This window comes from Gillisia sp. CAL575, assembly GCF_000403785.1.
GTDB lineage: Bacteria > Bacteroidota > Bacteroidia > Flavobacteriales > Flavobacteriaceae > Gillisia.
The window spans coordinates 140,975-161,977 of the sequence record NZ_APHJ01000023.1 but is presented as its reverse complement, the minus strand read 5'-3'; the positions used below and the strand labels follow the sequence as shown (position 1 = coordinate 161,977).

17 protein-coding genes are annotated in these 21,003 nt (G+C 32.0%); 3 read left to right on the top strand and 14 right to left on the bottom strand.

The features are described 5' to 3' along the window. Nucleotides 1-331: 331 nt before the first annotated feature. From I130_RS16230 to I130_RS16225, 6 genes are all read right to left on the bottom strand, one after another. The gene (locus I130_RS16230) at nucleotides 332-2,188 is read right to left on the bottom strand and encodes a glycerophosphodiester phosphodiesterase (protein ID WP_051119644.1); all 1,857 of its coding nucleotides are present in this window, start codon (nucleotides 2,186-2,188) and stop codon (nucleotides 332-334) included. Nucleotides 2,189-2,214: 26 nt separating this feature from the next. Then, entirely contained in the window at nucleotides 2,215-3,651 is a 1,437-nt protein-coding gene (locus I130_RS07250; RefSeq protein ID WP_034920813.1) for a glycosyltransferase family 2 protein, read from the bottom strand. Next, on the bottom strand, nucleotides 3,652-4,725 hold the full coding sequence (locus I130_RS07245; RefSeq protein WP_034920810.1) for a hypothetical protein: 1,074 nt from the start codon (nucleotides 4,723-4,725) through the stop codon (nucleotides 3,652-3,654). Between the two features lie 65 nt (nucleotides 4,726-4,790). Next, complete coding sequence (locus I130_RS07240; RefSeq protein ID WP_034920808.1) at nucleotides 4,791-5,153, bottom strand: response regulator transcription factor; 363 nt, start codon at nucleotides 5,151-5,153, stop codon at nucleotides 4,791-4,793. After that, complete coding sequence (locus tag I130_RS07235; protein ID WP_034920806.1) at nucleotides 5,153-5,908, bottom strand: response regulator; 756 nt, start codon at nucleotides 5,906-5,908, stop codon at nucleotides 5,153-5,155. The genes I130_RS07240 and I130_RS07235 overlap by 1 nt, the downstream gene beginning before the upstream one ends. Nucleotides 5,909-5,949: 41 nt before the next feature. Further along, nucleotides 5,950-10,665 (bottom strand): PAS domain S-box protein, encoded by a 4,716-nt coding sequence (locus I130_RS16225; protein WP_198012040.1) that lies wholly within the window; start codon nucleotides 10,663-10,665, stop codon nucleotides 5,950-5,952. A gap of 286 nt (nucleotides 10,666-10,951) precedes the next feature. Here I130_RS16225 and I130_RS07225 point away from each other — a divergent pair, with 286 nt between their 5' ends. From I130_RS07225 to I130_RS07215, 3 genes are read left to right on the top strand one after another with little or no spacing between them, the layout of a single operon-like run. After that, nucleotides 10,952-11,509 (top strand): hypothetical protein, encoded by a 558-nt coding sequence (locus I130_RS07225; RefSeq protein WP_034920805.1) that lies wholly within the window; start codon nucleotides 10,952-10,954, stop codon nucleotides 11,507-11,509. 2 nt (nucleotides 11,510-11,511) lie between these two features. Further along, nucleotides 11,512-11,922 (top strand): hypothetical protein, encoded by a 411-nt coding sequence (locus tag I130_RS07220; protein WP_034920802.1) that lies wholly within the window; start codon nucleotides 11,512-11,514, stop codon nucleotides 11,920-11,922. 12 nt (nucleotides 11,923-11,934) lie between these two features. After that, entirely contained in the window at nucleotides 11,935-12,564 is a 630-nt protein-coding gene (locus I130_RS07215) for a class I SAM-dependent DNA methyltransferase (RefSeq protein WP_034920800.1), read from the top strand. An 8-nt stretch (nucleotides 12,565-12,572) separates the two neighbouring features. Here the strand turns inward: I130_RS07215 and I130_RS07210 are convergent, their stop codons facing one another. From I130_RS07210 to I130_RS07175, 8 genes are all read right to left on the bottom strand, one after another. Then, a complete protein-coding gene (locus I130_RS07210) occupies nucleotides 12,573-13,172 on the bottom strand; it encodes an HD domain-containing protein (protein ID WP_034920799.1) in 600 nt (199 codons plus the stop codon). 14 nt (nucleotides 13,173-13,186) lie between these two features. Continuing rightward, nucleotides 13,187-13,735, bottom strand: coding sequence for a phosphatase PAP2 family protein (locus I130_RS07205; protein WP_034920796.1), 549 nt, complete (start codon nucleotides 13,733-13,735; stop codon nucleotides 13,187-13,189). An 80-nt stretch (nucleotides 13,736-13,815) separates the two neighbouring features. After that, nucleotides 13,816-14,268, bottom strand: coding sequence for a PepSY-like domain-containing protein (locus tag I130_RS07200; RefSeq protein WP_034920794.1), 453 nt, complete (start codon nucleotides 14,266-14,268; stop codon nucleotides 13,816-13,818). Between the two features lie 82 nt (nucleotides 14,269-14,350). Further along, on the bottom strand, nucleotides 14,351-15,532 hold the full coding sequence (locus tag I130_RS07195) for a sensor histidine kinase (RefSeq protein ID WP_051119648.1): 1,182 nt from the start codon (nucleotides 15,530-15,532) through the stop codon (nucleotides 14,351-14,353). A 76-nt stretch (nucleotides 15,533-15,608) separates the two neighbouring features. Further along, on the bottom strand, nucleotides 15,609-16,283 hold the full coding sequence (locus tag I130_RS07190; protein WP_034920790.1) for a response regulator transcription factor: 675 nt from the start codon (nucleotides 16,281-16,283) through the stop codon (nucleotides 15,609-15,611). A 52-nt stretch (nucleotides 16,284-16,335) separates the two neighbouring features. After that, entirely contained in the window at nucleotides 16,336-17,031 is a 696-nt protein-coding gene (locus I130_RS07185) for a DUF1003 domain-containing protein (RefSeq protein WP_034920787.1), read from the bottom strand. A gap of 54 nt (nucleotides 17,032-17,085) precedes the next feature. Continuing rightward, nucleotides 17,086-20,085 carry an efflux RND transporter permease subunit gene (locus I130_RS07180; RefSeq protein WP_034920784.1) on the bottom strand — a complete coding sequence of 1,000 codons (3,000 nt, stop codon included), beginning with the start codon at nucleotides 20,083-20,085 and terminating at the stop codon, nucleotides 17,086-17,088. Then, on the bottom strand, nucleotides 20,085-21,002 hold the full coding sequence (locus tag I130_RS07175; protein WP_034920781.1) for an efflux RND transporter periplasmic adaptor subunit: 918 nt from the start codon (nucleotides 21,000-21,002) through the stop codon (nucleotides 20,085-20,087). Before I130_RS07175 ends, I130_RS07180 begins: the two co-directional genes overlap by 1 nt. Nucleotide 21,003 lies beyond the last annotated feature (1 nt).

Genomic DNA, 21,003 nt, shown 5'->3' with positions numbered 1-21,003 from the left:
AACTATAAGTGTTCTCCAGATGGAAAAAAAAATGATGAAAACACACAAAATTTAAGATATATAACTCAAACAGATTATGACATTCAGGTTACTTTAAAAAAGAATATCTTTTTATGATCACTAATTTAATAAAATTTTAAGAATAATTATAGTTTGATACCTAGAAGACTGAAAGATGTGGAAAGTATTTAATAATACCCTAAAATATTGAGGGATAAAAGTCTGATACAGAGCAAAATTTCTATATATGTATTTAGATTGATCCAATTAATAAGGTCAGATCTTTATCTTTTGAATATAAATATTCTAAAAAAAAACTGACTGATGATTTTTATAATCGATTAGAATCCTGACCATTAACGCTATCTAAAAGCGGTATTAAAGTCCAAATTCGATTTGAAGAACCGTCCTCCGAAGTAACAGTTATGGTTCTATATTTATTGTCTAAAGAATTAAAATCAACTGTTGAACCAGGTTCAATTGAACTTTTTGCACCATAAGGAATATCGAAATCAATTTTAACTTTAGAAAGCTCTGTATCATTGGCTAGGTAAATATAAATCTCCATATTATCCCAGTTAACTATAGATCCTGAAATTTCCTTATCTGCCTTTACATTATAAATCCCAGAATTACCAATCGCAATACCATCACTTTTAGGACTTCCCAAAACTGCGATATCTTTTGCATCCATGGAATAATTTCTAAGTTGGATTGCATTAACGTAGAATTCTGAAGTTTCATTATCATTATCTGAAAACAAGAGAAAACCTTGATCTTGTCCTCCTGCAAAAACGTTGTAAACAGACCATCTACCTCCAGAGATTTCATTTTCTCCAATAAATTTTCCGTTAATAAATTTTTTAATGGAATTCTCTGTAACTACAATTCCCAGCCTGTACCAAGTTTCTGGAGAGAGAGGATGGTGATATTTATTGTTCACCCCAATACCTTCAGAGTCTATAAATAATTCGGCATCGTTATCATTATCTGGATTTGTTTGATAAACACTAATATACTTTCCAATACTTTCTTGTGGGATATAAATATCCATTAGTAGAGAATAATTATAATGCAGATTGGCCTCCAAACCTGAAGTAAAGTTTGTAAATATGAACAAACCGTTATTAGAATCAAAAGCAGGTATTTTAGCTATGTGAGCTTCCTTCCCATCTATAGTTTTTACATTAAAAGCGCTAGTGGTTCCAAAATCTATTGGCTGATGCGCAAACTCTCCATTATAATTTAAGGGCCGTAGTTGACTACCAACACCTGTACTGTACAAATTACCTTTATCGAAGTTCCAGTTTCCCGTAGTTGCTCTAATAGGTTTTGTATCTAATTCTATTCCTTCACAAAGAGATTTTAAAGCAGAAGTTGCAATATCAGACTCCACTCCATCTACTCCAGCAATTCTCAATTTCTTGATCTCATCTATATTGTTAGATGTAAACACCCATACCTTGGCATTATTTTTATGAACTTTTGAGAGAAAGGTTTTGAAATCTTGATTGCTTTCATCTAATGCGAAAGTGTAATATGTCTCGAAAATCACACATCCTAATGCTACCATTTCCTGATACCAACTATCATCATTCACATTTTCAGGCAGTCCACCAAAGTAAATAAATGAAGATTCAGGACAAAAACTTTTAAATTTTTTAGCCTCTTCTATGGAAGCTACAGCAGGAAGCATTCTTTTAGAATCTACTTTAGAATTTTGCAGAACTTTACACATAAGTTCATGATCAGTTTTCTTAGTATCTAAATATAGAAAAGCGTCATACTCTTCGGCTAATATTAATGCATCTTCTAAAGTGGCTATTTTTGTATTAGTAAATTGACTTCCTTTCCATCTACCAAAATCCAATTCTAATAGTTCATTATAAGTTGAAGACACAACATAGCCTTGTCCGCTGCTTGCCCTAAACATAGTTGGTTGATCATGATATAATACATACACACCATCTGAGGTTATATTGATATCAATCTCACAATATTTAACTCCTCTTTTAAAAGCTTCTTCAATACTTAAAAGGGTGTTTTCCGGATAGATATCTGAATAACCTCTATGTCCAATCACTTGAAAATCGCAGTCAGAATAATTATAAGATGGGATTGAAGATTGAGAGAAGATCGATTGTGCACCACCCAATAAAATTAAAATTAATGCTATTTTTTTAATCATATTCTTGATTAGAATTTACATCAAATTTAACCTTTCTTTTTTTTGCTAGGATTTGATAATCCTGACCTACTCATCACACCCCAACTATTTTTCCCTCTTAGAAGATCAAAATTACCCATCACTGCAGACCACATTACAATCGGGTGATATATTATTGGTTCTAGCATTGCAGTACCAATAAGTCTAATAATATAGCTTGGCTTTTTATATTGCTGAAAAGAATATTCTTCAAAAAATAGTGCAGTAACAGAAAATAATATTGCAAAACTGTACACCGCCAAAAAGAAAGTCAAGAAGACCTCCCAACTTACTTGTCCGAATATAAAGAGTATAATAAAAAATAAAATTCCAGTAAACTCTATAAGAGGTGCAAGCCACTCAAAAAAGAACCAAAATGGAGTACTTAACATCCCTAGGATTTTATACTTTGGATTGAACATCATCTTTTTATGCATCCATAAAGTTTCTGCCGTTCCTCTGGTCCACCTATTTCTTTGGCGTTGAAGAACTTTCCAGGTTTGTGGCACTTCTGTCCAGCACAAAGGATCGGGCACAAAACCTACAGTATAAGGTATCTTGCGCTCTTGCATCATTCGTCGCATTCTTACCAATAATTCCATGTCTTCTCCAACGGTATTGGTATTGTAGCCCCCAGCTTCAATCACAATTTGCTTATCGAACATTCCAAAAGCCCCAGATATAAGCAACAAACCATCTACTCTAGACCAAGCCATTCTACCCATTAAGAAAGCTCTGAAATACTCTAAGACTTGTACTCTGGCCACAAAAGAATCTGGAAGTTTAACTTCTATTATTCTTCCATCTTCTATAACACAGGAATTGGCAACTCTAATAACACCCCCAGAGGCAATCACCTTATTACCATTATTTAAAAATGGTTTTATAAGCTTAAGCATTGCATCGTTCTCTAAGATGCAATCTACATCTATACAACAGATTACGCTATTCTGGCAAATATTGATTCCTGTATTTAAGGCATCAGCTTTACCTCCATTTTCCTTATCTACAACCGTAAGATTTTTAAATGCTTTGTTCTTGGACTTATAGATGCCTTTAATATCCTTTGTTTCGACGAAGTTGTGATAAAGGATATCCTTTTTTTCTAACTCATATTCCGCGAAAAGCAATTCCATAGAATTATCGCTACTTCCATCGTTTATTATTACAATTTCAAAAGAAGGGTAATTAATGGTGAGTAGGGAACGCACATTTTCAACAATATTCAAGCCCTCATTAAAAGCAGGTGCAAGAATAGAAATGGCTGGAAGGTTTAGAGATTGAAGAAGCGCGATGTCGTCTTCAAAATTATTTCTACGCTTATAATCTCTAATTTCTATAAGAGAATAAATTGCAGTAAATAAATAACCAGAACTAATAATTGATCCATAAATCAAAAAAAGCCAACTTGCTATTTCGGTAAACTGACTTAAAACTGAACCCATTTATATCTCTGATCTCTTCTCTAACATGAACTGCGAATATATGAGTTCTTTTTTTTCTGGAAGAAAACCTTGTTCAATATTATGGTATTTAATTCTTAATTCCCATTCTGTAGGTTTAATCTGCTCTCCTACTCTTTTTAAATCCTCATAATCCCCAATTTGTTCAACAGCATCCAAGATTTTCAATTTAATTGTTCTACTGTTATTTATAAAGTTAGGAATTATCAATTCTAACAATCCTGTATCTTCTAAATTGGTAAGAGAAGTAATAGCTTCACACTTTAAAGTGTCGTTCTCAGATTTTAGAAACGGTATCAATTTTGGGATATTTTCAAATTGATTATATCTCGCAATCATTCTAATAGAAAATTCCACCACACTAGTTAGGTCATGATAAAGCCATTGTGAAAAGTCTGGGGCGGGACCTTTATAAAAGTTCTTAAGTGCATTTTCTATATAAATTTGCTGCCAGGTAGTTAATGGCCTCACAGTTTTATCTAGAAATTTTAAAGGTTGTTCTTTTGCTAGCTTAAGAAAATAGAGCTGGGATTGTTGCCTTACCTCATTTCGAGATTCGTTAAGATAAGTTTCAATTTTATCATTAGGAACTTCAATACTTAGCTCAGACAATGCATTTATTGCTCTTGCGGTAGTGAACCATCGTCCATCGTCTAAATCTAACAAAGTGAATTCTACCAAATCTAGTTTATTAAACAATGTCTCCAAATCTCTTGCAGATTCACCCTTTAAATTCTCATGAAAATGGAGTATTTCTTTGATAGTAACCTTAATCTCTAATTTAGTCTTTAAATGATTCTCTTTAAAAGTTTTGATTTCCAACTCCTTATCAAAATCTTCATCAAACAAATAAGAATTTAAAAATTCTATTAGTAGCGTTTGTTGCTTGTTCTTTTTTTCATTCCTATATATTTTAAATATCCTGATCCAAATAATAGAAATAAAGAATATGACAGCTAACGATAGAAAAAATATCACGAAAAGAATGTTCAGTTTCATAATCCATGGTAAGGAGTCCAGAGTAAAAGGAAAACTGAAAATATCTTTATTAAACATAAAAAAAATGATTGTTTATAAGTGGGGTAATCTAAATACTCTTCGTTTGGTACATGCGTAAGCTCTTAATTTTTACTTAACAAACGTCTAACTCTTAAAGATAACTCGTTAGGGCTGAATGGTTTAGTAATAAAATCATCTACTCCCATATTAAATGCATCCATGATAATATTCTCTTGGGTTGAAGTAGATAAAACGATGATTGGTGTTTTAGGAGTGTTCTTCTTAATGTAGCTTATTAATTCATTTCCAGTTACAAAAGGTAGCATAAGATCTGTTAATATTAAATCGAAGGCGTTATCCTTTAATAATTTCATAGCCTCTCTACCATCATGAGCTATCATTACATCATTACCATCTTTAGTAAGCTTAAACTCCAAAGATTTTATCACCATTGGGTTATCTTCTATCACTAGAATTTTTTTCATTATATCAAGTTTAACTCGGGAAAGTCATTTATTAATTGCTTATTGATGTTTGCAAACTCTAAATTGAGTTCTTCTATAAGTTTAGGTATATCTTTTTCTTCGGCTATAGAATCTAATAAAAGGCAAATTCCCTTAGCTTTCTCATTTTCAATCATATCAAAAGATGGTTTGATTCCGTGGGCAATCTCACGAATTCTAAGATAATCCTTTTGACTTAAACCTTCATTTAAATTTTTTAATTCAGAATTTATTGAAGCGCTAAAAACTTTTAATAACTCCATTATAAATTCTTCATCTCCACCAGAAAGATCCTTTAAATAATTTAAAGAATAATAATCGTTTTTCTCTGGAGCTAATTCTATAGATTTTTTTAGAGTTTCTCTAATCTGCAAAATTGTAGATGCAGCCACAAATGGTTTTTTTAGGATGCCTTCCGCATATGCTAAAACTCTTCTTTCTTGAACTATAGGAATTTTACCCGTGGTAATAATAACAGGTAAAGCTAAACCTAGTTCTGTTTTAATATAATCTGCTATTTGATAACCACTTATTGGCATAGAATTCTCTTCTATAACAAGAAGATCTGCAGAACTATTATTATTTAGCCATTGAATTACATCCAATCCATCTTCACAAATAACCACATTCCATTTCTCTTCGAGAGAAATCTGAATAAAATTTTCTCGTTCTAATAAATTGCTTTCTACTAATATAACAGTTGCATACTCCTTTGGGGAGATTTGTAGGTTTTTCATTGGGCGGGCGCTTTGGGGCTTAAATTACCTTATCCAGAATTTCAAATTAATCCTAATACTATTTCAATTTCCTTTTTAATTTCATTATTACGGGTTAAAAGTACAGATTTTTCATGAGTTGCTATATGCTCTAGACCTAAAGATAAGTCTTTTAACATATAAAAACAGCAATTTAGCGATGAGCCTTTAAGCGCGTGTGCTACTTTTCTTACGGAATCTATATCTTCTGATTCAATTGCTAGATCTAACCTTTTCTGAATATCAATTAAATTTGCTTTAACCATTTCCATTAATTCAGTATAACCTTCCTTATCACCTTCCAGCTTATCCATTAATTCCTGTTTGTCAAAATGAAGAATACTAGAAACTATAGGTTCTGTTTCTATTTCCTTTTCTAGGGAGGATAAAAGATATTTTTTGAGAATATCACTTATCGTATTAAAAACAACAGGCTTTGTTACATAATCATCCATTCCAAACTCCTGACAACGCTCCTTCTCTCCTTTAACTGTTCTCGCTGTCAAAGCAATAATTGGCACATGTTGCCCATTATTTTCTAATTTTCTAATTTCTTCTGTGGCTTCAAATCCACTTAAAATTGGCATTTGAACATCCATAAAGATTAAGTCTATTTTTTCAGACCTATACATATCTATTGCTTCTTGACCATCATCTGCTTCCAAAATATTACAATTTGGAAGGGCTTTTTTAATGATCGTTTTAGCTAGAAATTTATTTACTGGATTATCCTCGGCAACAAGAATATTAAAAACAACATTAGTCTCTTCGATTCTATGAACAACGTCTGTAAAAATAGTTTCGTTTTGAGGAGCTTTTATATTTTTTAACATATTAAATAATTGATCTATCTGAATAGGCTTTGTTATATTGAATTGAACCTTTAGATCACGACAAGCCTGATGGATCTTTTCATCATCTGCTGAACTATGTAAAAGAATAAGTGGGAGATCTTCTGAAGATAAATTTAGCTTTTTCCTTATATGTCCAATCAATTCTACCCCATTCATATATGGCATATTATAATCTACAATAGCAAGGTCAAAATCGTTGTTCTTTTCCAAGGCTTGAAGCGCTTCAATACCATTTGCTACTAAAACAGATTCTATATTTCCTATGGCAAGCATTTCCCGGAGAATAACCCTATTATTTAGGTTGTCATCTATAACCAGTACTTTATTTATTGTTTTCGAATTTTCTTGCAGCGAGTTATCTCCTTTTTCAGTTTTAAATTTAATTTGAAACGAAAATTCACTTCCAACTTCTAATTTGCTTTTTAGTTCTAATTTACTATTCATTAAACCAAGGAGTTTATTACTAATAGTAAGTCCTAAACCTGTACCTCCATATTTTCTGGTAGTAGAAGAATCTTCTTGATCAAAAGCATTAAAGATCTTTTTTAAATTGTTTGGAGCAATTCCAATACCTGTATCTCTTATTATAAAATTATAAACCATTTCATTTTCACTTCCTGGAACTGCCACAGCATCTATTCTAAGCTCTACTTCCCCTTTTTCAGTGAACTTTACAGCATTTCCTAAAAGGTTCGTAATAACTTGTCTTATTCTTACTGCATCTGCATAGATAAACCGATTTATATCTGAAGAAATATTTAATAGCACCTCCAAATCTTTTTCGTGTGCCTGATGCTTAATAATATCTATAGTTTGGCCACAAAGATCTAATAGATCTGTTTTTTCTATACTTATTTCTAATTTTCCTGCTTCAATCTTAGAGAAATCCAGAATGTCATTAATAAGATCTAGTAAAGAATTAGCAGAATTATAAACCGTACTCATGTATTGTTTCTGACTAGCATTCAGTTCTGTTTTCATTAAAAGATCTGTAAACCCTATCACCCCATTTAATGGAGTTCTTATTTCATGACTCATATTTGCCAGAAACTCAGATTTGGATTTATTTGCTGTCTCTGCCTTTAACTTAGCATCAACTAAGGATTTTTCAAGTTTCTTACTGCGAGTAATATCTTGAATTGTAGAAAGAATGATTTTCTTTCCTGCAGCATCTTTCAATTTTACTCCTGAAATTAGAACTGGGAAGGAAGAACCTCCCTTTTTAAGAAATACTGTTTCACAAGCCTCTTTAGTCCCCGACTTTAGAAATTTTTCGAGCTTTTCCTGATTTTTCGCAAAACTTTTTTGTGTAACTAGATCCCTGAAATTATAAGAAGTAAATTCTTCCAGATTATATCCAACCGATTTCAAAAGTGCCTTATTTGCATTTAAAAACTTTCCTGACTTTGCTTCAATCACTCCTATCCCAATAGGTGATAGTTCATACAAGGATCTAAATCTAGCCTCATTCTCACGAATTAGTTCTTCTGCAACTTTACGCTCTGTAATATCGCTTTGGGTACCAATCATCCTAAGAGGATCTCCTGACGAATCCCATTCTATAATCTTACCTCTATCTAAGATCCATTTATAAGTTCCATTTTTGCAACGAAGTCTTTTTTCTATATTATACTCTTTTGCACGTTTTTCAAAATAGTCTTTCAAGGCCAAATCAGACTTATCTCTATCGTCTGGATGTATTCTATTATCCCAATCACTTACATTGGTTAGAGATTCCTCTGGATCAAAACCTAACATTTTTTTAGCTTGATCAGACATATATTGCTTTCCCTCGGGAATATTCCAATCCCAAACTCCATCTCCAGATCCTTCCAAAGCAAAATGAAAACGTTGTTCACTTTCTCTAAGATCATTCTCTATTTCCTTAACTAATGAAATATCTGTGGCGATACCCAAAAACCCAATTAGCTTTCCAGAATTATCATTAACTGCTGTTGTAACTACTTGTACTGGGAATTTGCTTCCATCTTTCCTCAAATATGTCCATTCATGAGTATCAAATTTCCCTTGCATTGCATAATAGGTAAGGATCTCGAAGTCATTCAACTTCTTAGAATCATGAAAATCAAATTTGGCAGAGCGCTTTTTAATTTCCTCAGAATCATGAAAGAGCATAATCTCCTTCTTTTTGACTATTTCATAAGAAGTATATCCCAATAAATTTTCTGCTCCTTTATTAAATTTAATTATTACACCATTAGTATCAGTTTCAATAATTGCAACCTGAGTTGTTGCATCCATCACTGTCTGAAGATCATTCAAGCTAGATTTTAAAGCAATTTTTGCTTCTATACTCTCTGTGATGTCGTTTATTTGAACAATAAAATAAAGCGGATTTCCTTCAGGATCTCTCAATAAGGAAACGCTTATTAAACCATATACTATACTACCATCTTTATGTAAATATCTTTTCTCAACTTTATAAGTTTTAATTTTATTTGAAAATAAATCTTTTAGATTATCTAAATCTAGATTTTTATCTTCTGGATGGGTGAATTCAGTAAATTCCTTTTTTATGAATTCTTTTTGAGTATAGCCCAGCAGTTGGGAAAGTATCCTATTTACCTTTAGCCATTTTCCATCTAAAGAAACCATGGCCATTCCATTTGGTGAAAATTCGAATGCACTTTTAAATTGCATAGCGTTTTCTTCAGCCCTTTTTTCTAATTGCTTTCGGGAAGTACTGTCCTCTATTTGACTAACAATAAGAGTTGTTTGTTCAGAATTTGTTCTAAAGATTGAAGTATTTACATCACACCAGATTATTTCCTTGCGTTTATTATAATATCTTAATTCTAGTTTATAAGAATCAATTTCCCCAGATAACAACCTTTTTCTATACGCGTTAGCCTGCTCTAGGTCTTCTGGGTGAATGAGCTGTCTAAAAGTTAATTTGGAAATGGCTTCCTCATCAGATTTTTCAAATCCAAATATCTTATTAGAAGCCGGGTTAGCCATAAGAATCTTGTTTTGTGTATTAACTAAAACAATCCCTATTGGTGAACTCTGGAATACTTGTTCAAATCTATCTTTCTGAATTTGAAATTCTCTATCCCGTTTCTTGTCATTGTTAATATCTTGAAATGCGCCAAAAACCCTGATACATTTACCATTTCTCATTTCTGGTTTACCAAAAGCTCTAACCCATTTTACGTTCCCTTTTGCAGTAACCAATTCCAGTTCTGTATCAAAAGGAATTCCCTCTCCTACAGCTTCGTTAAATAATTTGGTAATTAAATCTCTACTTTTCCCTTCTTTATAAAAATTAATCCCTGTATCTAAATTGGGAATAAAATCATGTGGCACCTCGTGAATATCTTTGGTGACCTGCGTCCAGATTAAAGTATGTTTTTCAAGATCCATCTCCCAGCCTCCTGTTCTGGTAAGTTCATTTACTTCTTCAAAAATATCTGTAAGCTTTTTTAGATGACTATTTTCATCTAAAAGATGCTCTGCTTTTTCATTCTGTTTAGTAACATTTGTAAATATCACTAAGATATTAGTTGAATCACCCTCTTTAATAACTTTCGACCTTCCCTCTAAAAGAACACTCTGATCTTCTTTACTTCTGAAATTAAAAAAAGACTCGAAATTTCTATTTGGTTTTGTGCTTTCTTTTAAAAGATTAAAAGCATTTATAGCTTCTGTTTCTTCTAGTATCCCTTCTAAATGCCGGAAACTGCTTTTTTCTTCTTGTGCATAACCCAATGATTTCCAAAAAGAATCGCTTATCCATAAGTTTTCTGGATAGTTTATATCTCCATACCAAATACCATTAACCACATTCTCACTTATCCATTGTAATATTTTGGGATCATTCTTGAGCAGATTATAAAATTGTAATTCAAACTTCGATTGGGGCATATGCATTCAGTAGGGTATTATAGGGTTGACTTGTAAGCTGATTATAATTTTATAAAGGCTCGAAAATAAGTATTAACCTTCAAGATTAGAACAATTAAAACTTTTAAATTTCATTTTTTTTCAAAAGTAAAATTGAAAAGAAATTTTATTTTTAAATTGGTTCCAAGGGATAATCAATATAATAAAAAAAATCCAAACCTTTAAGAGAGCATTAAAATTCAATTCTTAGAATTTAAATATCTTTGCTTAATAATCAATCCCAACATAGTCAACAGGCATTATTTCTATGATTAAACTATATAGAAGAAGCTCTAGGTTTATTCTAGTACTATTGCAACTTGCGTTTGTTACCGCTATTTTCTACGATGTTCTAAATGAATTCTCAGTTTTAGTATTTATTGGAATTATAAGTTTTCTAGCTTTATTTAGCGTAGTTAAAATGGCTCATGAATCTCACGAAAAACCTACAAAAAGTTATATCCTTATCTTATTTGTAACATTCGGAGCCTTAATAACCTTTATAATAAATTCTGAATTAGAGACAGGTCCAGTAATAGCTGCTGCATTCATAGGTACTCTTGCCTCATTCACACCTTTTGTTTTTAGAAAATCTAAAAATAAATTTTTCAATGAGATTCCACCTGCCATTTATTGTGGAACCTTCGTTGGAATGACCACTGTAAATATTGGTGCTAGCTACGTTTTTATTATTCTATCAGGATTTGTTGCTGGAATTTTATACGTACTTGCAACAAATACTTTTGTAGGTGTTGGAGGAAAATTAGGAACCGTTGCTTTTGGGGGCGTTGCTGTTGTTTTTCTTTTAAGTCTATTAATACGCTAAAAATGGAAAATATATTAATAAGCATAATCTCTATTATAGGCGTCGTTTTGACCTTTTATGTAAGCACAAAAATGGAGCATGGAGCAGTGAGAGCTTCTGCGGGATTATCCCTGAGCGTTGGCATATTCTTTTATTTATTTCCAGATACACTTACCCCTTTTCTCACCCATAATATACCTGTTGCGTTTATGGGAGCATCATTTGTAGGTATGGTTTCTAATAAAATTATACATAGTTACTGGATGCTAACATTTACAGGAATCATGTATTCTATTCTATATTTACATACTGGTAGTTATTTTGAAGGATTTGGGGGCGCTTTAGGAATTACCGCTTCCATAAGCGTAATTGTAATAATGGGAATAGGCCTTCTTCAGAAAAGATTCATAAAAATTTCAAGATCTAAGGAATAATAAAATTAAAGTATGAGTATTGAAAAAGCATACAATATTTGGGCTGCCACCTATGATTCAAATCTCAATAAAACACGTGATCTTGATGAAATAGTTACAAAAAAAATTCTTAACAAACCTTCCTATGGTCACATTTTAGAATTAGGCTGCGGGACAGGTAAAAACACCCAATGGTTAATTAAAAAATGCGATTCTCTAACCGCTTTTGATTTTTCTGAAGAAATGTTGGAGATAGCAAAGCAAAAGATTTCTTCTAAAAATGTCACTTTTAAACAACAAGATTTCACTCAAAATTGGAATCTTGCGCCTAATAGTATAGATTTAATAACCTGTAATTTGGTGCTGGAGCATATTAGAGATCTTAATTTGATTTTTAAAAAAGCATCTGAAGTTTTAAAAGATAATGGACAATTTTATATTTGTGAACTTCATCCTTTTAAACAATATTCTGGAAGTAAGGCTAAGTTTAATGATGGTTCTACTATCCAAGAATTAGAAGTCTACACACATCATATCACAGATTATACAGATGCTGCCATCCAGAATGGCTTTGATCTTTTACAAATTAAAGAATGCTTTGATCTAAATGAAAACGAGAGTGTTCCTAGATTGATTAATTTCATTTTCAGTAAAAAACAATAAATAACATCTCAATTTTCAAATACCAAGGTTTCTTCTAATAATTGCAAGTTATTTAATTTATATTTTTCCATTATCGTCATTCCAAAGTTCGTATGGTAATGGTGATTGCTTAGGAAATTGATGTTTAAAGTTTTCCATTCTTCATCCAAGAAGTTTATTCCCAAAAAGTAACTCCACTCTTTTCTAAGTAAAGCGATCTTCTGTAAATAAGCGGTTGAAGCGAGGTGGGCAAAATCTGCATCACAAATGATTTTCTCTAAAATATTATGAGGCTCTTGTGGCATTCTGGTAGCAGCGATACAATTTATAACCGAAGAAATACCGTCACTGTCAAAATTTCTATTTTTTAAGAATTCTTCGGCATTTTGCATGCTAATTTTTTCATGACCTTTATAAATTTCAGAATAGCCTGTATCGTGAAAAAGTGCTGAGATTGCTAATATCTCTTTTTCATTAGAAGTTATATTCTCTTCTTCAGCAATTAATAACACATTTTTATGTACTTCCTTGGTATGATCTAAATTATGAAATTGATAATTTGAGCAAATACTATTGGAAAGTAATGTCTGGCAAAATACCAGAGCTTCATTGTGTATATAAGATATCACAGATTTAAATTTTACTAAAATTTATACATAAACCCTAAAAGATATTCTCCATTCGCAGAACTCATAGTTAACTCCATATGCTCTTGTTGATAAGGTGTGGTAAATATATAAGTGCTGCCAATTCCAACTACCGCTCCTGCCAATAAATCCCAGCCATCGTGCTTTTGGGCATCTATTCTACTAAATGCTGTAAATCCAGCTACAAGATATACCGGTACACTATATTTGAAACCATATCTTCTATGGATAAATGAAGCTCCTTGAAAAGTTATAGAAGTATGACCAGATGGAAATGCATTATCTCCATTATTGTATGGTCTAGGTTTATTTAATGCCACTTTTAGGCCGTAGGTAACCGCTGCATTAGTTAAAAATGCCTTAGCAAATTGCCAAGACCCAGCCTTATCTTTAAGAACTAAAGTTGTTCCTAAGCTAACAGCTGGAACAGCAAATAGGAAGATATCACCGGCTGTTTCAATGTTTTTATTCTGAGCATTACTAATAGAACACCAAAGCAATAAAAGAATTAAGAATAGGTAAACTGTATTATTAGATTTTATCATGACAACACTAATTGTTTAAATGTAAATGCCGTGGTTATTCACATTTCCGCGGCTTTATAAAATCAAAACTATTAATTAAACTAATCCCTTTCGTCGACTTTGGTCTTTTTAATAATTTTTGCATCCTTACCTATTACTACTTCCATCGTTATTTTCTTTCTTTCTATTTCAAATTCATAAAAACTTCCATCTTTTGTTTCAGAAATTTCAACTCCCTCTATCTCATAACCAGGAAATTCAATCATTAAAGAATTATACACATTCTTAGGAATATCTTTTTTGCGAACTTCGTGCTCTGTCTCTATCCAAGTTCCATTTTCTGAAAAATTGGCAGAATACTTAATTTTATCAATTTTAAATTCTGCTTCCCATTCGGTTTCAGATTCTTTTTCCCATTCTACAGAAGAAACTGTAGGGAATTTTTTCTGAAATGCCTCTTTTACTTTTTGAGGTGCTTTATCTCCTAAACCGGCTGAAAAAGAAAATAAACCTATGCTTAGCAAAACGCTGAAAAATCCTTTCATAATTTTCATACTATCGATTTTAAATTTATAACTGGTATAAAAGTAAAGTTGAAATCTAAAGACAGATTAAAGCAATTCTAAATTTAATCTACTATTTAAAAATTATACTAAACAGATGTCTACTATCTTGAAATTGATAATCGACTTTAAATTCATACAAATCACATATCCTTTTCACGATTGCTAATCCAAGACCTGTAGACTGGTTACTTTTAGATTCTCTATAAAATCTATTAAATAATTTTTCCGGATTCTCAATTGGTTCTTCTCCCAAATTGGAAATAATTAGGGAATTTTGAGTACATGCAACTAAAATACTCTCTTGTTTTGAACTATGTTTAACAGCATTAGAAATTAAATTATTACAAAGCACCTCAGCCAGATAAGGATCCATAGAAACATTTAAGCTTTGACTTTCATCAAAGATAATATCAACATTAAATAGTTCTCTAAAATTAAAAGCAGTCTTCTCAATACGTTTGGAAATATCTATTTCAGCTATATTGACAAATAAATTATTTTCAATTTTAGTAAGTAAAATTAATCGTTTATTAAGTTGCTTAAGCCTTTGTATATCTTGCTGTAAAGAAGAAAATAATAGATATTGATTTTCGTCTATTGCATTGGTATTAATGATGTTCTCAATTTTAGCTTGCATGATGGCTAAAGGAGTTTGCAACTCATGGGAAACATCTTCTGTAAATTGTTTTAGATTTTGATAATCGTCTCGAACCTGATTTGTGAGTATAGAAATTTCTGTACTTAATTCCTGAAACTCTAGAATATTGCTCTCTACCAATTCAATTGGATTTTCAGACTTAACTGAAAAAACTTTCATTGCTTCGAGGTTTTCAAAAAAAGGAATCCATAATTTCCGGTTGCCTTCAACATTAAAATAGAACAGAAATAATAAGGTAAGAAGAATTATAATAAAATAAGATATAACAATAGCAATAAGTATATCCTTAGATTCCACAACCAGATTCCTAACAGTTATCCTATAGTTCTTTCCATTTATTATCTTAAAAGTTGAGAGTTCTCTGAAAACCTCATCTTCATTTTGAGAAGGGTCAAAAATCAAAGTGTCTTTTAGAAACTCCGTTTTCAAATCTAAAATTTCCACAACTTCAATAACAGGTGGTAAAGAAAAGGCTTGGTTATTTTCTTTAAGCGAACTCTCTATTCTAGCTTCAGTAGAAAAAAGTTCTTCTTCTACTTCATCTTGCAATAAATTTTTAGTGTAAAAATATAAAGCTACTGTACTAACTATCATCAAAATACCGCTTATAAAAAGAAATATTTTAGATGCTTTTCTTAAAAGCTTAACTGGTTTTTGCTGTTTGGACAAACTAGTGATTTATAAATTTATAACCGCTCCCATATGCTGTCTTAATATATTTTGAAGTTTCCCCTGTCATTTTTTTACGAAGATTATTAATATGTACATAAATAAAATCAAAATTATCTATAAGGTCACTGTCATCTCCCCAAAGATGCTCTGCTATTATTTCCTTTGAAAGTACTCTTCCTTGGTTGGTTACAAAAAACACCAATAGATCATATTCTTTTCTGGTAAGTGTAAGAGGCACATCATCTATATAGGCTGTTCGTGATTTTGTATTTATTTTAATTTCATTGAATTCAATTGTTTCATCCCCACCAAATTTCCCTCTTCTCAATACCGCCTTGATCCTAGAATTTAATTCGGCTAAATGAAAAGGCTTAGTAAGATAATCATCTGCACCAAGATCTAAACCTTCTAATTTATCGTCTAAGGAATTGTTAGCTGAAATTATAATTACTCCAGCACTCTTCTTTCCCTTCTTTAAAGCTTTTAATACTTCTAAGCCACTTCCTGTAATTAGATTAATATCTAATATTATTACATCATAATCATAAAGTTCCACTTTCTCTAAAGCCTCATGAAAGTCTGAAGCTACTTCACAAATATTCGCATCCTTTTCTAAATAAGTTACTATGGATTGTTGCAGATCCAATTCGTCCTCAGCTATCAAAAATTTCATGATTGGTTTTTTTATTAATTAGTTAACTATAAGTTTAAATTCAATCTAAAAATTACTCTTTAAACTTTTTCAATATATCCTCCATCATCTCCACTTGTATTTGCTGTATATTCAATAATTCTTGTTGTTGATGAATTATTAAATGATCTATTTTTTCATGCAAAGTTCTTATTTCTAGTTCTGCCTTTAAATTAATCATATAATCTTGTTTGGCACGTTCTCTATCTTTTTCTTCTTGTCTATTTTGACTCATCATTATTACTGGTGCTTGCAATGCTGCCAAGCAAGACAAAATAAGATTTAAGAGAATGAAGGGATAAGGATCAAAAGCTTTTGTGGCTAAAAAAATGATATTAATGATCATCCATATTAAAATAAAAACCCCAAAAATCATGATGAATCTCCAACTCCCGCCAAAAGTTGCCACTTTATCTGCTAGTCGCTGGCCATACGTGTTTTGGACATTAGTATCGTCTAAAAGATTAGCAGTGATTAATTCCTGATTTTCTATACTTTGTAATACATCTGTCTCCAACGTAGATAATTCCCCAGCTTCTTTTAATAAAACATTTTCTAAATATTTTTGGCGGTATCTATTTAATTCAGAAACAGATAGTAGCTGGGTTCTGGCAAATTTAGGATGCTCTAATTTTATAAAATCAAAAATAGTCTTGCGTATTGTATTTCCTGTAATTTTTTCACTTACGGGAAAATCTAAATTTGAAATATTACTTTTAAACGTTTCCATATTTCTTAATTTAAAATGAGATTCCTTTAATAATGTATTTATTAAGCCTTTAATTTATTCTTTGATAAGCTTTAAGATTGTAGGCAGTACAATTAATAGTAAAGGTAAGGCAAACACCAATCCCCCAATTACCGCGATGGCTAAAGGCTGATGCAGCTGTGCTCCTGCTCCAATTCCCAGTGCTAATGGAGTTAAAGCCATAATTGCAGCAAATGCGGTCATTAATTTAGGTCTTAACCTTGCTGCAATAGCATATTCTATCTTTTCAAGATGTGAAAAATTTATATTACTATCCTGATATTGTCTATAAGTAAAAATGGCATTTTCCCCTATAATCCCAACAATCATTATAATACCGGTATAACTTCCAACATTTAATGGAGTTCCTGTTAAATACAAACTCAATAAGCATCCCGCAACTCCTAAAATGGCGATACTTATAATAGCTAATGCAATTTTAATTCTTCTGAATAAAAATAAGATAACAATAAACACCAATAGAATGGCAGATACGAGGATCATCATTAATTCTCTAAAAGCCTTTTGTTGTTCTTGATAAGCGCCACCATATTCTATGGTGTATCCAGACTGCAAACTCACATTTTTAGAAAGTGTAGACTGAATTTCTTTTAAGGTGGAACCCAGATCACGATTATCCAAACGTGCAGTTACAACTCCCATTGATTTTTGATTTTCTCGATTGATTTCTGCTACGCCTTTACCAACCTCAATACTTGCAACATTATTTATTGGAACGCTGGACCCATTTGGCAAAAGGATTGCCGTATTTTTAATGTCTGCGATAGATGTTTTATAAGCATCTGGATAAATTAGTCTAATATCCACAATTTGCTCCCTATCTAACATTGTACTAACAACTGTACCTTCTATTTGGGTTTGAAGCTGAAGTTGGAAATCTGCTGGAGTCATGCCATACTGAGCTAAAATCGGAACATTTGGAATGATAGACAACGTAGGACCCGCTACCACAATTCCATCAAAAACATCTGCAGTTCCATTAACTTTTTCGATTTCTGCAGCAACTTGCTGTGAAATAGCTTCAATTTTTTTTACGTCACTTCCAAAGACTTTCACTTCAATAGGTTGTACAGAACTCATAAGATCACCCAACATATCTCCAATTACTTGCCCAAAATCTACAGTTAGTTGGGGCACAGCAGCTTCAACTCTTTTACGTATTTCGTCTGAAACTTCATCTGTGCTAGCATTTCTTTTATCCTTCAGTTTAATTAGATAATCTCCGCGATTAGGTTCAGTAATAAAAAATCCCATTTGAGTACCAAGTCTGGCTGAATATGCTTCTACTTCTGGTTGTGTGTTCAAGATCCCATTTAATATTTGCAGCATTCTATCGGTTTCTTCCAAAGTGGTTCCTGCAGGGCTATTATAATCTAAAACAATACTTCCTTCATCCATTTCTGGTAAAAATCCTGAGGGCAAATTTGAAGGAATGATCGCTAAGATCACAACACAAATAATTAGAAAAGTGATTCCAATTATAGGCTTGCTTAAAACACTGTGTATCCACTTAGTTTTTGCTTCGTGTTTCCTTGCTTTCGACTTTTTTCCCGCAAATAAAATTGAAAACACAGGTACTATTAGCCATGTGACTACAAATGAAGAAGCTAAGGCGATAATCATACTAAACGCCATCACCTGGAAATAGGCTCCAGCAACTCCCGTCATTAAAACAAAAGGAATAAAAATTACCAATGTACTTAAGGAAGATCCTAACATGGCTGGAAAAAGATGTTGAATAGCTTCATGTGCCACCCAGGAAATTGGTTGCTCTGGATTTTCTTCTCTCAGTTTATGAATTTGTTCTATAATAATAACCACATCATCTATCATGAGCCCTATTGCAGCAGCAACTGCACCCAGTGTCATTATATTAAACGTATAGTTTACCGCATCTAAAATAATCAAGGTAAGAGCAAGTGAAACTGGAATAGTGAACAAAACCACCAAACTAGCCGAAAATGACCTTAGAAAAATGATCACTACTAATAATGCTAAAACCAATCCAATAAGTAGAACATCCTGAATACTTTTAATACTCGTATTTACAAAATCTGCTTGTTTATAATATGGTTTTAGAACAACACCTTGGGGCAATAATTTGGATAGTTCAGCAACTTTTTTTTCAATATTTGTATTTACATCTATTAGGTTTGCATTAGGTTGTTTTATAATAGCAATAATGGGTACATTTTTACCATTCGCCAGAATTTTCACATATTCCTTGACCTCACTTATTTTAATATCTGCAACATCTTTTAATCGTATTAATCTATTGGGACTATTAATAATGACCAAAGATTGAAGGTCTTCCAGATCGTCAACAGCATTATCGGTTAAGGTTAGGTACATGCGGTTATAATCTGTTATATAACCATTAGACTGTAAAACATTGGAATTCACTATGGCATCCTGAATAGTTGTAATGGAGATACCCAGAGATTTAATAATGTCTGGTTTTAAAACAATTTGATATTCCTTATCCTTTCCTCCTATTACAGCAATATCAGAAACTCCAGGTGTTGCCGCCAAATAGGGTTTAATTTGATATTTCGCTATTTTCTTAAGATCTACTTGAGAAAGGTTTTCACCTTCCAAAGAATATCCCATTATAGGTAAAATAGAAGGATTCATTTTTTCAACTGAAAACACAGTGTTTGGCAGAATGCTCCCTTGAGATTGATTTATAAAAGATTCTATTTGGGCTTTCGCGGTATTTATATCGGTATTCCAATCTAAAAAAACAGAAATCTCACAGCTTCCTCTGCTGGTAGTACTTCTTATATATTGCAAACCTTCTGTCCGACGAATTATGTTTTCCAGCGGAATAGTCACTGTAGTCAGCATTTTATCTACAGGTTGTTGTCCTGCATCTGCAATTACCTTAATCTTTGGAAAAGTGATGTCTGGAAAAAGTCCGGTTTTTAAATTTGAATAAGAAAAAATTCCACCTGCTATCAATAAGATTGCGATTGCTAAAAGTGGAAATTTATATTTAGAATGAAGATCTTTCATTAGTTGGATTTACTAACAATTGTGGAATCTTGCATTTGATAAGCGCCAGCTGTGATAATAATGTCATGCGTCTTTAAAGATCCAGGTGCTATTTGTACTAAAGAATCATTTCTTAACATAGGGAGAACTAATTGTTTTATGGCCAAAGAGTCTTGAACAACCTTCATTACCCAGTATTCTGTTAGTAACTCATTTGTTTGTAACGCTGTTTTTGGAACGCTTAAAGCCTCTATAGCTTCTCTATAAATTGTTCTCACCTGTACATTCAAATTTTCTGGCAGGTCTGAAGTTGGTAATTCAATTAAGAATATTTGAGATTGAGCTACAGGATCTATAGTTGGTAAACTGCCCGTGATCTTGGCCAATATTGTTTCTCCATTCTGAAGAAAGATCTCGCAAAGTGTTCCTTTGCTCACATAATCTTCATATTCATAAGGTACATTAACTTGAATAACAAGGGATTTTGGTTGCACCACCGATGCTAAAATATCTCCTTCTGCAATATAATCGTTGGAGGTGATATTCAATTCAGCAATAATTCCACTAACATTACTTCTTATAATTATTGGACTTATAAATTTAGATAACGAACTATCAATTTTTACCGCATCCTTCAGCGCATCCTGTTCTTTAGTTCTTACACTTGCGAATAGTTGTCCATTATTAATTCTGTCTCCAATTGTAAAATTCATTCGGGAGATATATCCGGTAACATTGGAGCGTATATTCTCTTTTTTTTGATACTTGGTAACTCCATTAAAATTAAGATATTCCTTTATATCCGATTGTTGTACCAAGGTAGTTTCCACTTTTATAGCTGCCTTATTTTCTAAGGCAGTTTCAACTTTATTAATACATCCCCAAAATATCAGAATAAATAAAGGGATGCAAATACCTTTTAATAATTTACCAGTCATA

Excerpts from the sequence above, each read along its gene's own strand:
- I130_RS16230 (WP_051119644.1), bottom strand. The coding sequence starts at position 2,188 with ATGATTAAAAAAATAGCATTAATTTTAATTTTATTGGGTGGTGCACAA.
- I130_RS07250 (WP_034920813.1), bottom strand. The coding sequence starts at position 3,651 with ATGGGTTCAGTTTTAAGTCAGTTTACCGAAATAGCAAGTTGGCTTTTT.
- I130_RS07245 (WP_034920810.1), bottom strand. The coding sequence starts at position 4,725 with ATGTTTAATAAAGATATTTTCAGTTTTCCTTTTACTCTGGACTCCTTA.
- I130_RS07240 (WP_034920808.1), bottom strand. The coding sequence starts at position 5,153 with ATGAAAAAAATTCTAGTGATAGAAGATAACCCAATGGTGATAAAATCT.
- I130_RS07235 (WP_034920806.1), bottom strand. The coding sequence starts at position 5,908 with ATGAAAAACCTACAAATCTCCCCAAAGGAGTATGCAACTGTTATATTA.
- I130_RS16225 (WP_198012040.1), bottom strand. The coding sequence starts at position 10,665 with ATGCCCCAATCGAAGTTTGAATTACAATTTTATAATCTGCTCAAGAAT.
- I130_RS07225 (WP_034920805.1), top strand. The coding sequence starts at position 10,952 with ATGATTAAACTATATAGAAGAAGCTCTAGGTTTATTCTAGTACTATTG.
- I130_RS07220 (WP_034920802.1), top strand. The coding sequence starts at position 11,512 with ATGGAAAATATATTAATAAGCATAATCTCTATTATAGGCGTCGTTTTG.
- I130_RS07215 (WP_034920800.1), top strand. The coding sequence starts at position 11,935 with ATGAGTATTGAAAAAGCATACAATATTTGGGCTGCCACCTATGATTCA.
- I130_RS07205 (WP_034920796.1), bottom strand. The coding sequence starts at position 13,735 with ATGATAAAATCTAATAATACAGTTTACCTATTCTTAATTCTTTTATTG.
- I130_RS07200 (WP_034920794.1), bottom strand. The coding sequence starts at position 14,268 with ATGAAAATTATGAAAGGATTTTTCAGCGTTTTGCTAAGCATAGGTTTA.
- I130_RS07195 (WP_051119648.1), bottom strand. The coding sequence starts at position 15,532 with ATGATAGTTAGTACAGTAGCTTTATATTTTTACACTAAAAATTTATTG.
- I130_RS07190 (WP_034920790.1), bottom strand. The coding sequence starts at position 16,283 with ATGAAATTTTTGATAGCTGAGGACGAATTGGATCTGCAACAATCCATA.
- I130_RS07185 (WP_034920787.1), bottom strand. The coding sequence starts at position 17,031 with ATGGAAACGTTTAAAAGTAATATTTCAAATTTAGATTTTCCCGTAAGT.
- I130_RS07180 (WP_034920784.1), bottom strand. The coding sequence starts at position 20,085 with ATGAAAGATCTTCATTCTAAATATAAATTTCCACTTTTAGCAATCGCA.
- I130_RS07175 (WP_034920781.1), bottom strand. The coding sequence starts at position 21,002 with ATGACTGGTAAATTATTAAAAGGTATTTGCATCCCTTTATTTATTCTG.